Annotated in this window: 15 protein-coding genes; 8 read left to right on the top strand and 7 right to left on the bottom strand. The window is 52.8% G+C overall.

Annotation, left to right across the window (positions count from 1 at the left end; genetic code table 11):
• Positions 1 to 3 precede the first annotated feature (3 nt).
• Positions 4 to 3,264, top strand: a complete 3,261-nt coding sequence (locus tag SIB79_RS12640) for an efflux RND transporter permease subunit (RefSeq protein WP_063403039.1) — start codon at positions 4 to 6, stop codon at positions 3,262 to 3,264.
• Positions 3,261 to 4,172, top strand: coding sequence for an alpha/beta fold hydrolase (locus SIB79_RS12635; RefSeq protein WP_063403038.1), 912 nt, complete (start codon positions 3,261 to 3,263; stop codon positions 4,170 to 4,172). Before SIB79_RS12640 ends, SIB79_RS12635 begins: the two co-directional genes overlap by 4 nt.
• Here SIB79_RS12635 and SIB79_RS12630 read toward each other — a convergent pair.
• Positions 4,157 to 5,164 (bottom strand): RpoD/SigA family RNA polymerase sigma factor, encoded by a 1,008-nt coding sequence (locus SIB79_RS12630; RefSeq protein WP_413681115.1) that lies wholly within the window; start codon positions 5,162 to 5,164, stop codon positions 4,157 to 4,159. The two genes, SIB79_RS12635 and SIB79_RS12630, sit on opposite strands and share 16 nt — an antisense overlap.
• A 94-nt stretch (positions 5,165 to 5,258) precedes the next feature.
• A complete protein-coding gene (gene mgtE / locus SIB79_RS12625; protein WP_063402799.1) occupies positions 5,259 to 6,680 on the bottom strand; it encodes a magnesium transporter in 1,422 nt (473 codons plus the stop codon).
• Positions 6,681 to 6,755: 75 nt separating this feature from the next.
• Here mgtE and SIB79_RS12620 point away from each other — a divergent pair, with 75 nt between their 5' ends.
• On the top strand, positions 6,756 to 7,235 hold the full coding sequence (locus SIB79_RS12620; RefSeq protein WP_063402800.1) for a glutathione peroxidase: 480 nt from the start codon (positions 6,756 to 6,758) through the stop codon (positions 7,233 to 7,235).
• On the opposite strand, the gene SIB79_RS12615 is transcribed toward SIB79_RS12620, so the two are convergent.
• The 4 genes from SIB79_RS12615 to gyrB are packed head-to-tail and all read right to left on the bottom strand — an operon-like array spanning position 7,210 to position 10,258.
• On the bottom strand, positions 7,210 to 7,584 hold the full coding sequence (locus SIB79_RS12615) for a fluoride efflux transporter FluC (protein ID WP_063402801.1): 375 nt from the start codon (positions 7,582 to 7,584) through the stop codon (positions 7,210 to 7,212). The two genes, SIB79_RS12620 and SIB79_RS12615, sit on opposite strands and share 26 nt — an antisense overlap.
• Positions 7,577 to 7,963 (bottom strand): fluoride efflux transporter FluC, encoded by a 387-nt coding sequence (locus SIB79_RS12610; RefSeq protein WP_196757556.1) that lies wholly within the window; start codon positions 7,961 to 7,963, stop codon positions 7,577 to 7,579. Before SIB79_RS12610 ends, SIB79_RS12615 begins: the two co-directional genes overlap by 8 nt.
• 1 nt (position 7,964) lies before the next feature.
• Positions 7,965 to 8,291: a hypothetical protein gene (locus SIB79_RS12605; protein ID WP_011129501.1), complete on the bottom strand. Its 327-nt coding sequence runs from the start codon at positions 8,289 to 8,291 to the stop codon at positions 7,965 to 7,967.
• Positions 8,291 to 10,258, bottom strand: coding sequence for a DNA topoisomerase (ATP-hydrolyzing) subunit B (gene gyrB / locus SIB79_RS12600; RefSeq protein ID WP_063402803.1), 1,968 nt, complete (start codon positions 10,256 to 10,258; stop codon positions 8,291 to 8,293). The genes SIB79_RS12605 and gyrB overlap by 1 nt, the downstream gene beginning before the upstream one ends.
• Positions 10,259 to 10,435: 177 nt before the next feature.
• On the opposite strand from gyrB, the gene miaA reads away from it, so the two are divergent.
• The 4 genes from miaA to cysE all read left to right on the top strand — a co-directional run bounded on the left by miaA (position 10,436) and on the right by cysE (position 14,248).
• On the top strand, positions 10,436 to 11,335 hold the full coding sequence (miaA, locus tag SIB79_RS12595; RefSeq protein ID WP_063402804.1) for a tRNA (adenosine(37)-N6)-dimethylallyltransferase MiaA: 900 nt from the start codon (positions 10,436 to 10,438) through the stop codon (positions 11,333 to 11,335).
• Between the two features lie 62 nt (positions 11,336 to 11,397).
• Positions 11,398 to 12,057 carry a translation initiation factor IF-3 gene (infC, locus tag SIB79_RS12590; RefSeq protein WP_011129498.1) on the top strand — a complete coding sequence of 220 codons (660 nt, stop codon included), beginning with the start codon at positions 11,398 to 11,400 and terminating at the stop codon, positions 12,055 to 12,057.
• A gap of 429 nt (positions 12,058 to 12,486) precedes the next feature.
• Positions 12,487 to 13,476 (top strand): GntR family transcriptional regulator, encoded by a 990-nt coding sequence (locus tag SIB79_RS12585; RefSeq protein WP_063402806.1) that lies wholly within the window; start codon positions 12,487 to 12,489, stop codon positions 13,474 to 13,476.
• Positions 13,477 to 13,498: 22 nt separating this feature from the next.
• A complete protein-coding gene (gene cysE, locus SIB79_RS12580; RefSeq protein ID WP_063402807.1) occupies positions 13,499 to 14,248 on the top strand; it encodes a serine O-acetyltransferase in 750 nt (249 codons plus the stop codon).
• A 23-nt stretch (positions 14,249 to 14,271) separates the two neighbouring features.
• Here the strand turns inward: cysE and secA are convergent, their stop codons facing one another.
• Positions 14,272 to 17,121 carry a preprotein translocase subunit SecA gene (gene secA, locus SIB79_RS12575; protein ID WP_063402808.1) on the bottom strand — a complete coding sequence of 950 codons (2,850 nt, stop codon included), beginning with the start codon at positions 17,119 to 17,121 and terminating at the stop codon, positions 14,272 to 14,274.
• 230 nt (positions 17,122 to 17,351) lie between these two features.
• Between secA and SIB79_RS12570 the strand changes: the two genes are divergently transcribed.
• Entirely contained in the window at positions 17,352 to 17,612 is a 261-nt protein-coding gene (locus tag SIB79_RS12570; protein WP_063402809.1) for a hypothetical protein, read from the top strand.
• Positions 17,613 to 18,158: the final 546 nt, after the last annotated feature.

The following is an 18,158-nucleotide window of genomic DNA, read 5'->3' as shown; positions in this document are numbered from 1 at the left end:
AGCATGGCGTTCTCCGACAATTTCATCAAAAGACCAGTTCTGACGACAGTCTGCAGCATCCTCATCGTGCTGGTAGGCATTATCGCAATCCCTTCCTTACCAATCGCAAACCTGCCAAATATAGCCAGTCCACTGATCCAAGTCACAGCAAACTATGGCGGCGGAAATTCGCTAGTCACCGAACAAGCTGTCACCAATCCGTTAGAGCAACAGATCAACGGGGTTCCTGGCGTTAACTACATCTCGTCCACCAGTGACATGGAGGGGCAAAGCACAATCAATGTCTACTTCGATGAGTCAACTGATATCAATATCGACCAAGTCAATGTGCAAAACCGCGTTTCCCTGGCCATGCCCCAGCTACCGGAGCAGGTTCAGGCAACGGGTGTTTCCGTTGAACAAAGCAATCCATCCATCCTACTGGCATACCAAGTTGGTTCAACGCAGGGTCAATTTGACGCTAATTACCTCAATGGCCTTATTTATGAGCAGCTCTATTACCCCCTTGGCAGAGTCCCAGGGGTTGCCAATGTTGCCGTGCTGGGTGGAGCCAATCCAGCCTATTGGCTATTTATCAATCCCGACAAGCTGGCAGCCAACAAACTTACTGCTGAAGACATCATCAATGCTATCAAAAGCCAGAACAGCGTAGCGATTGGAGGCCTTGTAGGTGGCCCTCCTGCAACAGGAGACCAATCCTATACATACCCAATCCTGGTTGAAAATAATGGCAATCTTATCTCCATTGAAGACTTCAATAACCTCATCATTAGTCGCACTACAAGTGGCAATCTTTTGCTGCTAAAAGATATTGGCGAAGTGATTTATGGCTCCAATACTTTTACAGCTGATGCAATCGACGTGAATGGGCACCCAGCCATGACACTGGCTGTCTACCAGACACCTGATAGCAACGCATTAGACGTTTCCAATGACGTCGTGAAAGTAATCGATCAGTTTGCTAGCGCAGCTCCACCAGGGGTCAACGTGTCGCAGATCTACAACATTGGCCAATTTATTGAATCCTCTGTTGAAGGAGTCGTTGATGCCCTTGGGCTTGCAATTGTACTGGTGCTGCTCATTCTCTTTCTTTTCCTGCAGAACTGGCGAGCAACAATCATTCCGAGCTTGGCTATCCCAATCTCTCTCATTGGCACCTTTGCCTTCCTTAAAGTCTTCGATTTCTCTATTAATCAACTCACCCTGCTTGGCCTAGTCCTCGCTACCGGATTGGTGGTCGATGATGCAATTGTGGTGATCGAAGCTGTATCAAAAAACATCGAATCGGGGATGCGTCCTCGCCAGGCAGCACTGGCCTGCATGGGAGAACTATTTGGCGCCTTAGTGGCCACAGCTTTGGCCCTAATGGCCGTTTTCGTACCAGTGGCCTTCTACCCAGGTGGCATTGGCATCATCTACAAGCAATTCGCCCTAACCATTGCCTTCTCAATTGCCATCTCAGCATTTAACGCCCTAACTTTCTCCCCAATGTTGTCAGGCTTGATTCTACGTAGCGACAAGCCTCGAGAACCCAAAGGTTGGGGCTGGATCCTCGCAGGAGTGTTATTGGGATTGGCATTTGGTCGCTTCACAGCAACTGCTTTCGGCAGCTGGACCTACGTACTTGGTGTGGTGTTGGGTGGCATAGCTAGCAGCAACCTCCCTTTCATTTTTCGTCGTTTCAACAGCTTTTTCGATGATTTACAAAAACGTTATTCCCAACTGATCAAATCGTTAATCAGCAAACGCCGCTTAATACTGGCCAGTCTCGCTGGTGGCATCCTGCTGACTGCCTTCGCCTTCACTGCCATTCCCTCTGCCTTCATCCCGGAAGAAGACCAAGGTTATGGATTGGGTTTTTACCAGCTTCAAAATGGCGCCTCACTCAGCCAAACCCAACAAACAGGAAAGCAAATTGCCGAGCTGCTCAAAACCGAAAAGAACATCGATGCAGCGGCAATTGTGAGTGGCTTCGGTTTCAATGGCTCCAGCCCCGATCAGGGTGCATTCTTTTTTGGCCTTAAGCCTCTCAATGAACGCAAAGGCAACAGCAACAGTGCAGCAGCCATCGTCGATCGGCTTAACGCCAAGTTAGAGAAGCTCAGTAGTGCCATTGCGGTTTCTGCCCAACCTCCTGCTGTCCCGGGCTTCTCATCCCAGGGAGGTTTTTACTTCCAGTTCAATGATCTCAGCAACGGGTCCTACAGCTTCAACCAACTGGATGGGCTTGCCAATGATCTGATCAAAGCCGGTCAAGCGAGCAGCGAATTCTCCAACCTTTACACCCAGTTCATTCCCAGCGCTCCGGCCTTCGGACTCCAAGTCGACCGAGCTGTGATGGGAGCCTTAAACGTTGACTATCAGGAGGCAATGAACACCATCGCCACCCTGGCTGGAAGCAACTATTCAGGCCTCACATACGAAAACGGTCAAGTCCGCAACATCTATGTGCAATCATCAGCCGAACAACGTAACGACATTAACGACATCCTGAGTTATTACGTGCGCAGTCGTGATGGCGAGCTTGTACAAGTCTCACAGTTCGCCTCCGCAGACCTGAGCAGTGCGCCCCCAGTCATCAGCCATTACAACCTCTACCGCACAGTGCTCATTCAGGGTGCGGAGGCCGTCGGCAAAAGTTCAGGCCAAGCCTTACAGGCCATTCAAAACCTCTTCCAAAAACAAGACTTCTCCAACATCGGCTACGCCTTCACCGGATTGGCTGCACTGCAGTTATCTGCAGGCAGCGCAAGCATCATGGTCTTCGGACTCGGACTGCTCATCGTCTATCTGGTGCTATCTGCCCAATACGAGAGCTATGTCACACCCGTCATCATTCTGATGACTGTGCCATTAGCGATGCTTGGAGCGTTAGCGTTTCTAGCAATCCGCTCGATCGACCTCAACATCTATGCCCAGGTTGGCCTGGTGACCCTCATCGGCCTGGCGGCGAAGAACGGCATCCTGATTGTGGAAGTCGCCGAACAAAATCTGAAAAGCGGCATGACCCCGAGTGATGCTGTGATTGCCTCGGCCGAATCCCGCTTACGGCCAATCCTGATGACTGCTATTGCAGCCTTAGCCGGCTTCCTCCCTCTAGTGCTAGCCAATGGAGCTGGTGCCCATAGCCAACAATCACTGGGCACTGTGATTTTTGGAGGCCTAGTAGTTGCCACAGTGCTGTCTCTAGGAGTGGTACCGCCCTTTTATGTTGTGGTGAAGCATCTAGAGGAGCGCTGGTTCAGCAGCGAACCACAGATTTGACAAACGCCGAAAATCACATTTGGACTTGGCAGGATTGGCAGGTGGCTTGGAGCAGATCAGGCACTGCAGATCATGCCAATTCAGCAACGCTGCTCATCCACGGCTTTGGAGCCTGCAAGGAGCATTGGCGCCATAACCAATCGGTGTTGGCCCAAATAAGCCCCTGCTACGCCATCGATCTCCTCGGCTTTGGTAGCAGCAGCCAACCAAGGGCACGACTGCGGGGTGAAGCCCCCCATCAAGGTGATTTCTGCTACGACTTTGATGGCTGGGGAGCCCAGGTCGCCGCCTTCTGCCGCGAAGTGGTGCAGATCCCTGTGCGCATTGTGGGCAATTCAATCGGCGGCGTGATTGCGTTACGTGCCGCCCAGCTCCTCGAAGAGGCTTGCGACGGTGTCGTTCTGATCAACTGCGCCCAACGCACCTTGGACGACAAGCGATTAGACGAACAGCCCAGCCTGATGCGCTGGACTCGTCCCTGGCTGAAAAGTCTGGTTCAGCAGCGCTGGCTAAGCAACAGCCTCTTCCGCAACGCAGCAAACCCGATGGTGATCAAGCGGGTGCTGAAGCAGGCCTACCCCAGCGGAAACAATCTCGATCGATCCTTGGTGAGCATGCTGCAAAAACCAGCCGATAGACCAGGTGCTGCAGAAGCCTTCCACGGTTTCATCAACATCTTCGACGACTACCTGGCGCCAGAACTGATGGCTGATCTCAACATGCCAGTGGATCTGATCTGGGGGGCAGCCGATCCATGGGAACCGTTACAGGAAGCCCGTCGCTGGGCTGCGTTGCTGCCTTGTATCCGCTCCATATCAGTGGTCGATGGTGCAGGGCATTGCCCACACGACGAAGCTCCTGAAGAGGTCAATCCGCTGCTGCTCAGCATCATTCAGCAAGCCGCATAGGCCTCAACCGTTTCACTCAACTGGCGCAGACCATTGAGTCCATGGCGCTCCAGATTGCGAACACGATCACGACTGATGTCGAGGATGCGGCCAATCCCGGTGAGGTTCATCGGCTCGCCTCCGTCGATTCCATAACGCATCCGCAGCACACGACCCTGCAGCTCGGGCAACTTTTCTAGCAAGGTACGTAAATCGCCTTTCATGCAATCCACTTCCACCTTCTCACTCGGTAACTCCTCTTCCCCGGCAAGCAACTCAAGCAACTCCGTTTCATCCCCATCTCCCACCTTCATCTCCAAACTCATCGGCTGACGGGCACGGCACATCAGATCCTTCACCTCCTCCTCGGGCAACTCCACAAACTCTGCAAGTTCGCTCACTGTTGGCGTGCGCCCCATCTCCTGACTTAATTCTCGCTGGCCTTTCTTGAGCTTGTTCAGCATCTCCGTGATGTGGATCGGCAGACGGATCGTTCGGCTCTTCTCCGCAATCGCACGCGTGATCCCCTGACGAATCCACCAATACGCATAGGTCGAAAACTTGTAGCCACGTGTTGGGTCGAACTTCTCTACTCCCCTCACCAAGCCGATCGTTCCCTCTTGGATCAAATCAAGCAGCTCCATATTCCGTTTGGTGTACTTCTTGGCAACACTCACCACTAAGCGCAGGTTCGCAGACACCATCCGCTCCTTCGCACGTCGTCCGCTCTGCAACTTCTTCTTGAGCTGCAACGCAGTCAATCCAGCTGCCTTCGCTAGCTCTTTATGACTCGCTGGCTCACCTGTTTGACCTTCCAGTTCAGACTCAAGCTGCTCTAAAGACATCAACTCCTGCACCTGACGACCCAGCGTGATCTCCTGCTCATGGCTCAGTAGCGGCACTCGACCGATATCGCGCAGGTACGAACGCACCAGGTCGACATCTGTGGGCAACTGACGAGCCGGCACAACCGCTGATTTATCAAGGGATTTGGAGGCTGCGGATACGGCCACGACAACTCTATTGCGTTTTGTAAAGCTTACCCCCCAGGCAGGCCAAAAGACCCTACGGAAAACCCACCTCATCGGAATGCATAGGTAGAAATACCTAGAACGCTAGGCCATTTGTTTGCTGAAGCAGCCAAGCCGCTGTCCGTAAATAGATAAAGACCCCAGCCACATCAGTTGCTGTCGTAATAAAGGGAGCCGACATCAGGGCGGGATCCAGACCCATTCGATCGAACAACAAAGGCAAAGCAGCCCCAGCGGTAGCAGCCAGAGTAGTGATCGCCATCAGACTGATCCCTACTGCTGCACCCACAAGAAGACTTTCACCCCGCCACCAAGCAAAGGGAACAACCACAAGCAACATCAACAAACCCAAAATCCCGCCCGCCATGGCCTCACGCAACACCGCCTTCATGCGACCAAGAGCCTGGATGCGCTGAGTACTAAGACCTCGAATCACCACAGTGGAACTCTGAGCGCCAACGTTGCCGCCCGTACCGATCAACAACGGGATGAACGCCGCCAACAGCACAACATGCTTCAGCACATCGTCGTTCATGGCAATCACTTGACTAGTAAAGCCATTCGCTACCACCAATACAGCCAGCCACACCACTCGACGACGCGCAACAACCAACAAATTGCTCTGGAAATAGTCGTCTTCATCCCCCGCCTGCACAGCTCCAGCGGCATAAAGATCGCGTGTGGCCTCCTGTTCAATCACGTCAATCACGTCATCGACGGTGACGATCCCTACCAATCGCTGTTCTCGATCCACAACTGGGACAGCCAAAAAATCGTATCTCTGAATCGCTCGGGCCACCTCCTCTTGATCTGTGTCGGTGCGCACATTCACCACATCGCGGGTCATCACATCCCCGATGCGTGCCTCCGGCTCAGCAGTCACGAGATCTCGCAATGAAAGGATCCCGGTCAGGTGGCGCTCGCCATCAGTCACATAGAGGCTATAAATCGTCTCCGTGTCAGGAGCTCGACGCCTCACGATCGTGAGAGCCTGAGCTGCACTGTGAAATTCCTTGAGGTCAATAAACTCGGTCGTCATCAACCGACCAGCGGTTTCAGGCTCATAACCAAGCAACTGAGCAGTAACCCGTCGCTCTGCTGGGCTCAGTTCTGCCAGCAATCGTCGCACCACCTTGGCAGGCAGCTCATCAAACAATTGCACCCGGTCATCGGGGGACATCTCCTCCACCAACTCGAGCACCTCACCAGAGCGAAGGCGTTCCAGCAGACTCTGCTGAACAGCAGGCTCTAGGTATTCGTAAACCTCAATGGCCTCGTCCTTGCTGAGCAAGCGGAAGGCCAGAGCCTGCAGGGTGCGAGGCAAAATGCCAATGGCTTCAGCGATGTCAACCGGTTGCACCGGATGAAGCAGCATCTTCACGGCGTCATAATTGCCTGCTGACAACAGCGCTTGCAGCTGCTGGGCCACTAAGTCCACCAGGTCAGAGCCGCTGACGACGGCCGCCTCCGGACTGGTTGCCCCCGTTGCCTCGTTCATCGGCCCGCCGTCAAGGCGAGCACACTGTATGGCGGATGGTCCTCGCTAGGGTCTTGAAGACAAAACCAAATGTCCATGGCCATCAACATCAGCCAGATTGTGGTTCGCACTCCAGAGGGTGCTGAGAAATCCCTCAGCGAATACAGCGGCACGGTGCTGTTAATCGTGAATGTGGCCAGCAGATGTGGATTTACCAAGCAATACAAAGGCCTGCAGGCGCTGCAAGACACATACGGCCCTCAGGGACTAAAGGTGCTGGGCTTTCCTTGCAACGACTTTGGCGCCCAGGAGCCCGGCACCCTCGAGGAGATCAAGAGCTTCTGTTCCACCACGTACGGCGCCAGCTTCGAATTATTTGACAAGGTGCACGCCATGGGCAAAACCACCGAGCCCTACACCACCCTCAATCAAACTGAACCAGCAGGAGATGTGGCCTGGAACTTCGAAAAGTTTCTTGTGGGTAAGGACGGCACCGTGATCAAACGTTTCAAAAGCGGCGTGGAACCTGAGAGCACTGAGCTCAAGACAGCTATCGACCAAGCCCTGATGGCCTGAACTGCCGACCAATCAAAAAGCCAAGGGCTGCAACAGCAAGACCTAAGCCCATTGTTAGACCAATCAATCCCAGCGCTGACAACCAAGCACCCTGAGAAATCATGGTGCTGCATTTCACCATCCAGCTGCTGAAAGTAGTGAGAGAACCACAGAAACCCACCCCCAGCAACAACTGACGGCTTGGACGGAACGGCAAACCAACCACCAACCCCAAAATGGCAGCTCCAATCACATTCACCAGCAAGTCGTTCTGAACCTGCCAACGAACCAAGGCCCCAGGCACAGCCCCAAGAGCTACCAGCCACATCTCATTCCATTGATTGGGGAAGGGTTGCGTCGTATTAGCCATCAGCCAAGCCAACGCCTGCAGCTACAGCCAAGAGACCTCCCAAGACCGAGCCCACAGCAAGCACTAGGGCCTCACTCCAGCGATGCTCTCGCAAGGTATTAAGCACCTCTACCGCAAAAGTCGAAAAGGTGCTGAGAGAGCCGAAGAAGCCCACACCAATCAACAAGATCAAAGGCGATGCTCCACTTGCTGGTGCACATTTGGCCTGCAAGGCCAAGACCAAGCCAAGAGCGAAAGCAGCAACCATGTTCACCGTAAAAGTGCCCCAGTGCTTCCTCGGCACCATCGGCGCAAGGTGGTTCACCACTCTGAGGCGCAACCAAGCTCCTGGCACAGCACCTATGGCTACAAGTGAAGCCTGCCATGCTGGCAACGCCAGATCAGACATTGAGCCAGCCACGCCTCACAACCCCGGCCAAGCACTCCCCGCTACCCGAGGCGATCTGTACTTGCAACCAGTCCTTACCATCTTCACCATGCCAACGACGGAGCACATTCAAGGGGGTGCCAACGGCCAGTCTTCGCAAGCTGGGAGCCACAGCCAGAGGGCTAACTCGCAATTCACAGCTTGTCCCAGCAAACAAAGGTCCTGAGCTATCAGAACGACGAATTTCTGGCTGGCGACGCTCACCCCCACCAGCCGGCAAGGCTGCAGGAGCTAGCAAGGCCACCCCTAGGACCCACCCCCAACGGAGCACAACACCCATCAGATATCTAACGCTGCCATATCGAGCTCAGCGCTGTGGGTTTCAATGAACTCCCGGCGGGGGGCAACCTTGTCGCCCATCAAAATTGTGAAGATACGATCAGCCTCTAATGCATCCTGAACCTCCACCCGCTTCATCATCCGGGCAGAAGGGTCCATGGTGGTCTCCCACAACTGCTTTGGCATCATTTCTCCGAGACCCTTAAAGCGCTGAATGGTGTAGTTGGCCTTCTCGGGGAAGCCTGAGAGTGTCGTCTGCAAATCAGCCTCGTTGTAGCAATAGGTATGGTTCTTACCTCGCTCAACCTTATAAAGAGGAGGGCAAGCAATATAGATATAACCACCTTCAACTAATTCTTTCTGGTAGCGGTAGAAAAATGTAAGTATCAGCGTACGAATATGAGCACCATCAACATCAGCATCAGTCATGATCACCACACGGTGATATCTAAGATTTTTTGAATCAAATTCTTCTCCTTTGATACCTAATCCAAGCGCAGTAATCAGCGCCTGAATCTCCGTATTTTTATATATTTTAGCATCATCTGTCTTCTCAATATTTAGAATCTTACCGCGCAAGGGAAGAATTGCTTGAAAGCGACGATCTCGGCCCTGCTTTGCAGAGCCACCAGCAGAGTCACCCTCCACGATGTAAATCTCTGATTCCGAGGGGTCCCTAGAACTGCAATCAGCCAGTTTTCCTGGCAACGTAGAACTCTCAAGTACGCTTTTGCGACGCACTAATTCTCGAGCACGGCGTGCAGCTTCAGCTGCATTGAATGCCTGGATGGCCTTCTCAAGAATAAGGTCAATCACCGCAGGATTAAATTCCAAGTACTGACTCAATGCTTCACCAACCAAGCTGTCGACAATGCCGCGGACTTCGGTATTTCCCAACTTGGTTTTTGTCTGCCCTTCGAATTCTGGATCGGGCACCTTTACAGAAAGAACAGCCGTCAGTCCTTCACGAATATTTTCTCCAGCCAGATTAGAATCGGCTTCCTTGCGTTTGCCCCGCTTACGGGCAAACGTATTGAGAGTACGGGTAAGGACTGTCTTAAGCCCTTCAATATGAGTCCCCCCATCTACAGTGCGAATATTATTAGCAAATCCGAGAATGCTGTCTGAATAAGCATCAACGCACCATTGCAGTGCTGCTTCAACCTGCACATTATCCTTTTCAGCATTCACATAAATAATTTCGGGATGAAGAGCGTCCTTTTCCTCGTTCATATAGGTGACATATTCTTTGATACCACCCTCATAAAAATAGACCTCCTCATGAGGAGCCCCTTCAGCATCTAAAACAGACTGACGCTCATCGCGGAAAACAATCCGCACCCCACCATTGAGATAAGCCAGTTCACGCAAACGAGCAGACAGGGTGGCGTAATCGAAAACAATGCCAACAGTAAATATCTCTTCGTCCGGCTTAAAACAAACGCTCGTGCCAGTGCGCCCCTTCTCTGAAGCAGGCTGGGCTTCGGAACGAAGACTACCGATCGCAGTCCCACGTTCAAAGCGCTGACGGTGCACCTGTCCTTGACGCCGCACCGTCACTTCCACCCATTCACTCAGGGCATTGACGACAGATACCCCAACTCCGTGCAAGCCGCCAGAGACCTTGTAACCGCCACTGCCGAACTTACCGCCAGCATGAAGCACGGTGAGCACCGTTTCCAAGGCACTCTTGCCTGTCCGGGAATGAACGTCGGTGGGAATGCCACGGCCGTTGTCAGATATTGATGCGGAACCATCTGGTCCAAGCACCACGAGAATCTCATCACAGTGCCCGGCCAAGGCCTCATCAACAGAGTTGTCGACAACCTCAAAAACAAGGTGATGCAACCCCCTTGGCCCAGTGGAGCCGATGTACATCCCCGGACGCTTCCTAACGGGCTCTAGCCCTTCCAGCACCTGAATTTGTTCGGCGCCATAGGCAGCCTGGACTTTGGAGTCTTCGCTCATTCAATAAATCCGCAGCCAGGAAGGGTTGTTCTAAGAGGCCTCATCGGCGAGAAACCTCGACCTGGCAAGCTCATTTTACCACTGGCTCACCACTGGCGCTTACAACGGTCACTGAAGCGTCATTGCTCATTAGAGACTACCTAAACGTTGCTGACATGACACTCATCACAGCTGCTCATGCCCGCCTCTAAGCCGCTTCTGATTGCGCTGCTCGGGCCCACAGCAAGCGGCAAAACATGCCTGGCCTTACAGCTGGCAGAACAGCTGAAGCTGAGCGTGCTCAATGTGGATTCCCGCCAGCTCTACATCGGCATGGACGTTGGCACCGCCAAGCCAACCAAAGAACAGCAGCGGCGCGTGCATCATCACCTGATTGATCTTCGTCGCCCAGATCAACCGATCACCCTGCAGGAATTCCAGGCAGCCGCGCAACTGATCCTTGCACAAAAGCTAAGGAAACAAAGCATGCCATTTCTAGTTGGCGGCAGTGGTCTTTATCTCAAAGCTCTCACTTGTGGGCTGCGTCCACCAGCAGTGCCACCCCAACCAGAGCTCCGCAAGCAGTTAGGCGAGCTAGGCCAACGCACCTGCCAACACCTACTCCAAGCCGCAGATCCCACCGCTGCCAAACGAATTGCCCCTGCTGATGCCATGCGGACCCAACGGGCTCTGGAAGTGGTTTATGCCACTGGCAAACCGATCACCACTCAACAAGGCTCAAGCCCACCTCCTTGGCGCGTGCTGGAACTAGGCCTCGACCCACACAACCTGCGCGAACGCATTCGCCAACGCACAACAGAGCTCTATGCCAATGGTCTCATCGAAGAAACCGAACACTTGAGTCAGTGCTACGACACCGATCTGCCCTTGCTGCAAACGATTGGCTATGGGGAAGCACTAAAGGTGATTCAAGGCCTACTCAACCGTGAACAGGCCATCGCCCTGACCACACGTCGTACTCAGCAGTTCGCCAAGCGTCAGCGCACATGGTTCCGCAGACAACATCACCCCTATTGGCTCAAAGGTGAGGAACCGCTGAGCGAAGCGCTATCACTGATTCAAGCGGGTCTAAGCTAAAGGGTGCAGACATAAAACCTTCTGGTCTCCTTGTCGTCTGCTCTATTCCCTTATCTCACTGAATGCCACCACGTCCTCGTTTTGACCGTCGCGCACCCGTCAGGGAGCTCCCCAACATTAATGACCGCATCAATTATCCCAAGTTGCGGGTCGTTGACGCAGACGGAACTCAGCTCGGGGTGATCAACAGGGAAGAAGCCCTTGATGTAGCAAAAGATAGGGAACTCGATCTGGTCCTTGTCAGCGAGAAAGCGGATCCACCCGTTTGCCGAATCATGGATTACGGCAAATTCAAGTTTGAGCAGGAGAAGAAAGCCAAGGAAGCCAAAAAGAAGTCGCATCAGACCGAAGTCAAAGAAGTCAAAATGCGCTACAAAATCGATCAGCACGACTACAACGTGCGCATCGGCCAAGCCGTGCGATTCCTCAAGGCTGGTGACAAAGTCAAGTGCACCGTTATCTTCCGGGGTCGGGAAATTCAGCACACTGCCCTGGCTGAAACGCTGCTACGACGTATGGCAAAAGATCTGGAAGAACAGGCCGAAATTCAGCAAGCTCCTAAGCGTGAAGGTCGGAACATGATCATGTTCCTTACACCGCGCAAAACACCGCTGATCAAAACAGATAAGGAAAACCAAATCCCTACGCGTGCGGTTCGCACCATCACAGCCCCACCTCGAGCCACTGCTGCTGCCAAAACACAGCTCAACAAGGATCAATAAATCCCTAATTTCAGAGAAATCAAGCACCTGCTAGTCCTTGAGAGCAACCTGAACCACTCAGTGTGTTCTGGTCGATCAATTCAGAGGGTTCGACCCCTCTGAATTCCCTATAGCAACAACGCTTTATCCAAAACCTGCTGTGTCCAGTCCAAGCCTGGATAGCCCGCCCACACATCTCGCCAGGCAGAGAGTTGACTTACCAAAGAGATATTGCCACTCTCTCTGCAGCCAAGCAAAACATTCGACCTGAGAGCAGCAGCAAGGCGGGCCTGTATGCAAATTCTTTAAATGAGCTCAACAACAAAACCACTGTCAAGCTCAGCCATGCCAAGGCAAAGTGAACTGTCACAGCATCACAGGACACACGCGCGATTGTCATGAAGGCCTCCTGCTCTTTAAGGTGGCCGCATTGCAACCTGGCCTACCGGCGTGCGATTCCATATTCAGCAGGAAAGCGACATTCCGGCTTCGGCCCAGCTTTACAACCAAATTTGTTTCGCAATCGCCGCACGTCATTACCCACCTGGCCACAGACTGCCCAGCACTCGCCAGTTAGCCATGCAAACTGGCCTTCATCGCAACACGATCAGCAAGGTCTATCGACAGCTGGAAACAGATGGTGTTGTCGAAGCCATGGCTGGTTCAGGTATCTACGTGCGCGACCAGCAAAAGCCGCGCGAAATCAAAACCCCTCCCCATATTCGCAATCGAGGTACCCCTGACCTTGACCAGGAAGTGCGCAAGTGCGTCGATGGTCTGCTCAATGCTGGTTGTACTCTCCAGCAAACTCGAGAACTGTTAACCCGCGAAATTGACTGGCGCCTTCGCTGCGGGGCGAGAGTGTTGGTAAGCACTCCGAGAGAGGATATTGGCGCCTCCATGCTGATTGCAGAAGAGCTGCAGCCCCACCTTGATGTTCCAGTTGAAGTGGTACCGATGGAGGAGCTGGAAAGAATTCTTGAAAGCTCAAGCAACGGCACTGTGGTAACCAGTCGCTATTTCCTGCAACCGCTGGAAGAGCTAGCTAAACGCCACGGAGTTCGGGCCGTCGCAGTAGACCTCAATGACTTCCGCCAAGAGCTCGCCATGCTTAAGGAATTGCGGCCCGGCAGCTGCGTAGGGCTGGTAAGCATCAGCCCAGGCATCCTACGAGCTGCCGAAGTCATCCTGCACAGCATGCGCGGCAATGAACTACTGCTCATGACAGCAACACCGGATGTAGGCAGCCGCCTACTGGCCCTGCTCCGAGCAGCCAGCCACGTGCTCTGCGACCGCCCCAGCCTGCCCCTTGTCGAGCAAAGCCTGCGCCAAAACCGTTCCCAATTGATACGCATGCCCCAACTTCACTGCGCAGACAGCTATCTCAGCACCAACACGATCGAACAACTCCGCAAGGAAATCGGCCTGCTCAGCGCCTAATTAAGCTCACTAATCTGGGCAAATGCTCACAGCCATAAAGACCGACCTAGCAATCATCAAAGAACGAGATCCAGCAGCCCGAGACCTGCTTGAGATCCTGCTTTGCTATCCGGGCTTTCAGGCCTTGACACTGCATCGAATCAGTCACCGACTTTGGCGATCCGGATTACCTTTGCTGCCACGACTACTCAGCCAGATCACACGTGCCCTGACTGGCATAGAGATCCATCCAGGCGCCCAGATCGGTCACGGAGTATTCATCGATCACGGCATGGGTGTTGTGATCGGCGAAACAACGGAGATCGGCAACCGCTGCCTGCTCTATCAAGGCGTAACTCTCGGTGGCACAGGAAAAGAGCACGGCAAACGCCATCCAACCCTGGCAGAAAACGTAGTCGTTGGAGCTGGCGCCAAAGTTCTTGGCGCAATTCACGTGGGGGCCAATACGAGAATCGGTGCCGGATCAGTCGTTGTGCGGGACGTTGAAGCCGACAGCACGGTTGTGGGCATCCCAGGGCGAGTGGTGCATCAAAGCGGTGTCCGTATCAATCCATTAGCCCACTCAGCACTACCAGACGCAGAGGCCGATGTCATACGCAACCTGATGGAGCGTATCGACCAACTAGAAAATCAGGTAACAGCTTTGCATTCTTGCCTACAAGAGCTAAGTACTGATCGTGTTCCTCAAGATCTTCAAACCGGACAAGCTCAAAACCTCAAAGACAGGGAAATCATTGAGTTCCTAGGGGATACTCCCAGTAGCCGACAGTAAGTTAGACAAGCTATTAAATAAACTCAAACATTCGCAGCCTCTTGAGCAGGAGCAGGCTGGAACATAAACATCGAATAAATCACATTACGACGCATATTTGCCATCATCTCGAGAAACATATCGTAGCCCTCATTCTTGTATTCAATGAGCGGATCTTTTTGCCCATAGCCTCGCAAACCTACAGATTCACGCAGAGCATCCATCGCCTGCAAATGTTCCCGCCAAAGTGTATCGATCTGCTGAAGGATAAAGAAACGTTCTGCCTCCCGCATCAACCCAGGTCGCTGCTGCTCAATCTGACCTTCCTTAATATCATAAGCATTGCGCAGTTGCTCCTGAAGAAAAGACTTAAGCTCCTCCATACTTAACCCCTGCAACTGCTCAGGCTTTAGATCCTCAAGCAGGTAGACAAATTGCTGAACCTTGCTAACCAGTTGGCCTAAATCCCATTCTTCAGGGGGCAAGTCAGGGTTCACATAAGCCTCAACAATGTCGTCCATTGTTCGCTCTCCATAACCAATCACCTGCTTCTTGAGCCCGCGACCTTCAAGCACACGGCGACGTTCGGCATAAACGGCACGACGTTGATTGTTCATTACCTCGTCGTACTCAAAAACCTGCTTACGAATGTCGTAGTAATAGGTTTCTACCTTTTTCTGAGCCCCCTCTAAAGAACGGGTCAGCATGCCCGACTCAATGGGCATATCCTCCTCCACGCGGAAAGCATTCATCAACGACGCCACCCGTTCTCCTCCGAAGATGCGCAATAGGTTGTCTTCCAAAGAAAGGAAAAAACGGGTACTACCTAAATCCCCCTGGCGGCCGGCACGACCACGAAGTTGATTGTCAACCCTGCGAGATTCATGACGTTCTGTACCAATCACATGAAGACCACCTGCTTCCCTCACTCGAACCTCCTCCTGGGTCACTACCACGTCGTATTCAGTCTTTACTCTTGCGATCGACTCTCTTAAGGCAGCAATCTGCGCATCATCGGTAGGTGCTTTTTCAGCAGCAGTGGAGATGCGATCCTCTAATTCGATCACGCTCAGTGCCCTATCTCCCCAAACCTTCACAAGCTCACGAGCTAACTCCGCAAGGAACTGATCAGTGTCATCAGTGAGCGAGCAAGGATAGAGACTCCCGATTGCACGGGCCTCGCTTAAGACATGGCCATGAGATCCATTCGAAGCAGCGGCCTTGGCAGCGAACCCACCACCTGTCTCGGCAGCCCTCTGCAATGGCACTGGTGGACGATGACCCTCCTCAGGCCGCACCAATCTTGGTAGCAAAACCTCACGCAATTTGAGGCGTGCCATGTAATCGCTATTTCCGCCGAGGATGATGTCTGTCCCACGGCCAGCCATGTTTGTGGCAATCGTCACAGCACCTGCACGGCCAGCCTGGGCCACGATCTCCGCCTCACGTTCCACATTCTCCGGCTTGGCATTCAAAAGATTGTGGGGAATCTCCTGTTCTGAGAGCAGGGAACTCAACAGTTCGCTTTTCTCAACACTGGTCGTGCCAACCAGAACAGGCCTTCCCTGCTTATGAATTTCAGCCGTCTCGTTGGCCACGGCACGCCACTTGGCTGATTCAGTCTTATAAACCTGATCCACCCAATCCGCACGAGCCCGAGGCTGATTGGTAGGGATCACTGAAGTCTCAAGCTTGTAGGTCTTCTCAAACTCCACCTCTTCAGTTTTAGCGGTGCCGGTCATGCCAGCCAAGCGGGGATAAAGCAGAAAGAAATTTTGATAAGTAATCGAAGCGAGAGTCTGAGTTTCAGGCTGAATCGCTAGCTGTTCCTTGGCCTCAATCGCCTGATGCTGTCCGTCGCTCCAGCGCCGGCCTGGCATCACACGACCTGTGAACTCATCAACAATCACAGCTTCACCATCGCGGACGATGTAATTCACATCCCGAACAAACAACTCCTTGGCCTTTAATGCATTGGTGATGTAATGGGCCCAAGGATCAGCGGGGTCAAACAGATCCCTCACTTTGAGGTTCTGCTCAGCCTTGGCAAAGCCTTCATCTGTAAGTGTGCAACTGCGTTGCTTCTCATCAACCTCGTAGTCACCCTCAGGATCAATGCCATCCTTGCCCTGTTCTGCAGCCCGCTCGAGAGCAGCGGCCACATCTGCAGCCTGCTGATACTTCTCCTGGGGACGCTCCACCTGTCCTGAAATGATCAAGGGAGTACGCGCCTCATCGATCAGGATCGAATCCACCTCATCGATGACGCAGTACTGAAACTCCCGCTGAACCACCTCACTCAGATCGGTGGCCATGTTGTCACGCAGGTAGTCAAAACCCAACTCTGAATTGGTGGCATAGGTGATATCGCAGGCGTAATTGCGCCGCCGCTCAGCAGGGCTCATGTCCTGCTGGATCAAACCAACACTGAGACCGAGAAAACGATGCACCTGGCCCATCCATTCAGCATCGCGCCGTGCCAGGTAATCATTGACCGTAACCACATGCACCCCACGGCCAGTGAGGGCATTGAGGTAGCTAGGCAGAGTGGCTACAAGAGTCTTCCCTTCACCGGTCTTCATCTCACCAATCTGACCCTCATGCAGCACCATGCCGCCAATCAGCTGCACATCGAAATGACGCATGCCGAGCACCCGTTTAGCAGCCTCACGTACAACAGCAAAGGCTTCTGGGAGCAGCTCATCAAGTAAAACTCGCTGCTTAGGAAAACTGACGACAGTCTCAAACTGCTGGCGAAAATCGGCCGTTTTGGAGCGCAGCTGGTCATCGCTGAGCAAGGCGATGTCCTCTTCGAGGATATTGATGTCAGTGACGATCGGCTGGTAACGCTTCAGCTTGCGGGCATTGGGATCACCCAGCAGGAGCTTGAGCATGATGTGAGGGGCTACCAGATATATACCTACACCCTAACGAGGACGATAATCAGCTTCATTCGAAATTTTTGAGTACCATCACTGAACGATAAAATTCATTGCTTACCAACCAACTATCAATTATCTAACGTTGGCAATCAGGAAAGGGTCTGCCCTTAAGTTCTGCGGCATGAAGCCCAGAACCCCAAAGACCAAGAGATCAAAAAGCTTTCCAAGGGTGGCAAGACGGAATGAGCAAAGCCTCAGGACTGATCAAAACGGGGCTTGCCTTACTGCGTCTGGCTAAGGCAATTGAACCAATTAGGCCATCAAGCGCTGAAACCCTTCGTCTAACAACCTTCAAGGCACTGAAGCTGCTCCGCTGCAGCCGCCGAGCAATCGTCACTGGGTTGGAGTTGGTCTGGAGGCTGGGATGGCGCCATCAGTCGAAAAATCCCAAATTTGCACTATGGATGGCCTTGCTAATCCGAATGCCAATGCCAAATCAATAACTCTGGAACGAATCAAGCTTGCCCTCAACGAAATCGAGACATGCCGAAAAGCCAAGTATCAGCTGATATGCAGCCGCTGAAACCATCGCGGTAAGCTCAACCAACCAACTTGCAAAGCTCCTCAGTCAACTGCGCATTCTCTAAATTAAGCAAGTGTTCTTCTAGCGTCACTATGACGTTCGTGGATATGTACCACGCACATGGCGCCCACCTATCAGAACTACGCCTACGCGGCTAGGTAGTGGTCGCATCGAGTTCAAGACTCACAACAACTTTCCCACAGAAAATAATAGATCACGGAATCGTAATCAGCCAGCGCCTCAATCAAGGGCTTTCCCTTGGAGCCTATCGAGACTTCTACTGATTGTTTACTAAAGAGCCCAATCTGACATAGCCCTACAATCAACTTTTACTGGCTAATGACAGCAACCTCACGATTGAAGGAGAAAGCAAGTTGCCAATTGCACCAATGAGATTAGCGAAAGACTCCAGACAAATAATCCAATACTTGCCGAGCAATAGACTCAACCTAAAGAGCTTTCACCA

It is taken from the genome of Prochlorococcus sp. MIT 1342, from assembly GCF_047304495.1.
GTDB lineage: Bacteria > Cyanobacteriota > Cyanobacteriia > PCC-6307 > Cyanobiaceae > Prochlorococcus > Prochlorococcus marinus_D.
The sequence above is the reverse complement of the archived record's forward strand: the minus strand, read 5'-3'. Positions and strand labels throughout refer to the sequence as shown.

What these genes read in the sequence shown, in the direction of transcription:
- SIB79_RS12615 (WP_063402801.1), bottom strand. Translation starts at nt 7,584, where the DNA reads ATGGCTAATACGACGCAACCCTTCCCCAATCAATGGAATGAGATGTGG.
- cysE (WP_063402807.1), top strand. Translation starts at nt 13,499, where the DNA reads ATGCTCACAGCCATAAAGACCGACCTAGCAATCATCAAAGAACGAGAT.
- infC (WP_011129498.1), top strand. Translation starts at nt 11,398, where the DNA reads ATGCCACCACGTCCTCGTTTTGACCGTCGCGCACCCGTCAGGGAGCTC.
- gyrB (WP_063402803.1), bottom strand. Translation starts at nt 10,258, where the DNA reads ATGAGCGAAGACTCCAAAGTCCAGGCTGCCTATGGCGCCGAACAAATT.
- SIB79_RS12640 (WP_063403039.1), top strand. Translation starts at nt 4, where the DNA reads ATGGCGTTCTCCGACAATTTCATCAAAAGACCAGTTCTGACGACAGTC.
- miaA (WP_063402804.1), top strand. Translation starts at nt 10,436, where the DNA reads ATGCCCGCCTCTAAGCCGCTTCTGATTGCGCTGCTCGGGCCCACAGCA.
- SIB79_RS12570 (WP_063402809.1), top strand. Translation starts at nt 17,352, where the DNA reads ATGAGCAAAGCCTCAGGACTGATCAAAACGGGGCTTGCCTTACTGCGT.
- SIB79_RS12605 (WP_011129501.1), bottom strand. Translation starts at nt 8,291, where the DNA reads ATGGGTGTTGTGCTCCGTTGGGGGTGGGTCCTAGGGGTGGCCTTGCTA.
- secA (WP_063402808.1), bottom strand. Translation starts at nt 17,121, where the DNA reads ATGCTCAAGCTCCTGCTGGGTGATCCCAATGCCCGCAAGCTGAAGCGT.
- SIB79_RS12620 (WP_063402800.1), top strand. Translation starts at nt 6,756, where the DNA reads ATGGCCATCAACATCAGCCAGATTGTGGTTCGCACTCCAGAGGGTGCT.
- mgtE (WP_063402799.1), bottom strand. Translation starts at nt 6,680, where the DNA reads ATGAACGAGGCAACGGGGGCAACCAGTCCGGAGGCGGCCGTCGTCAGC.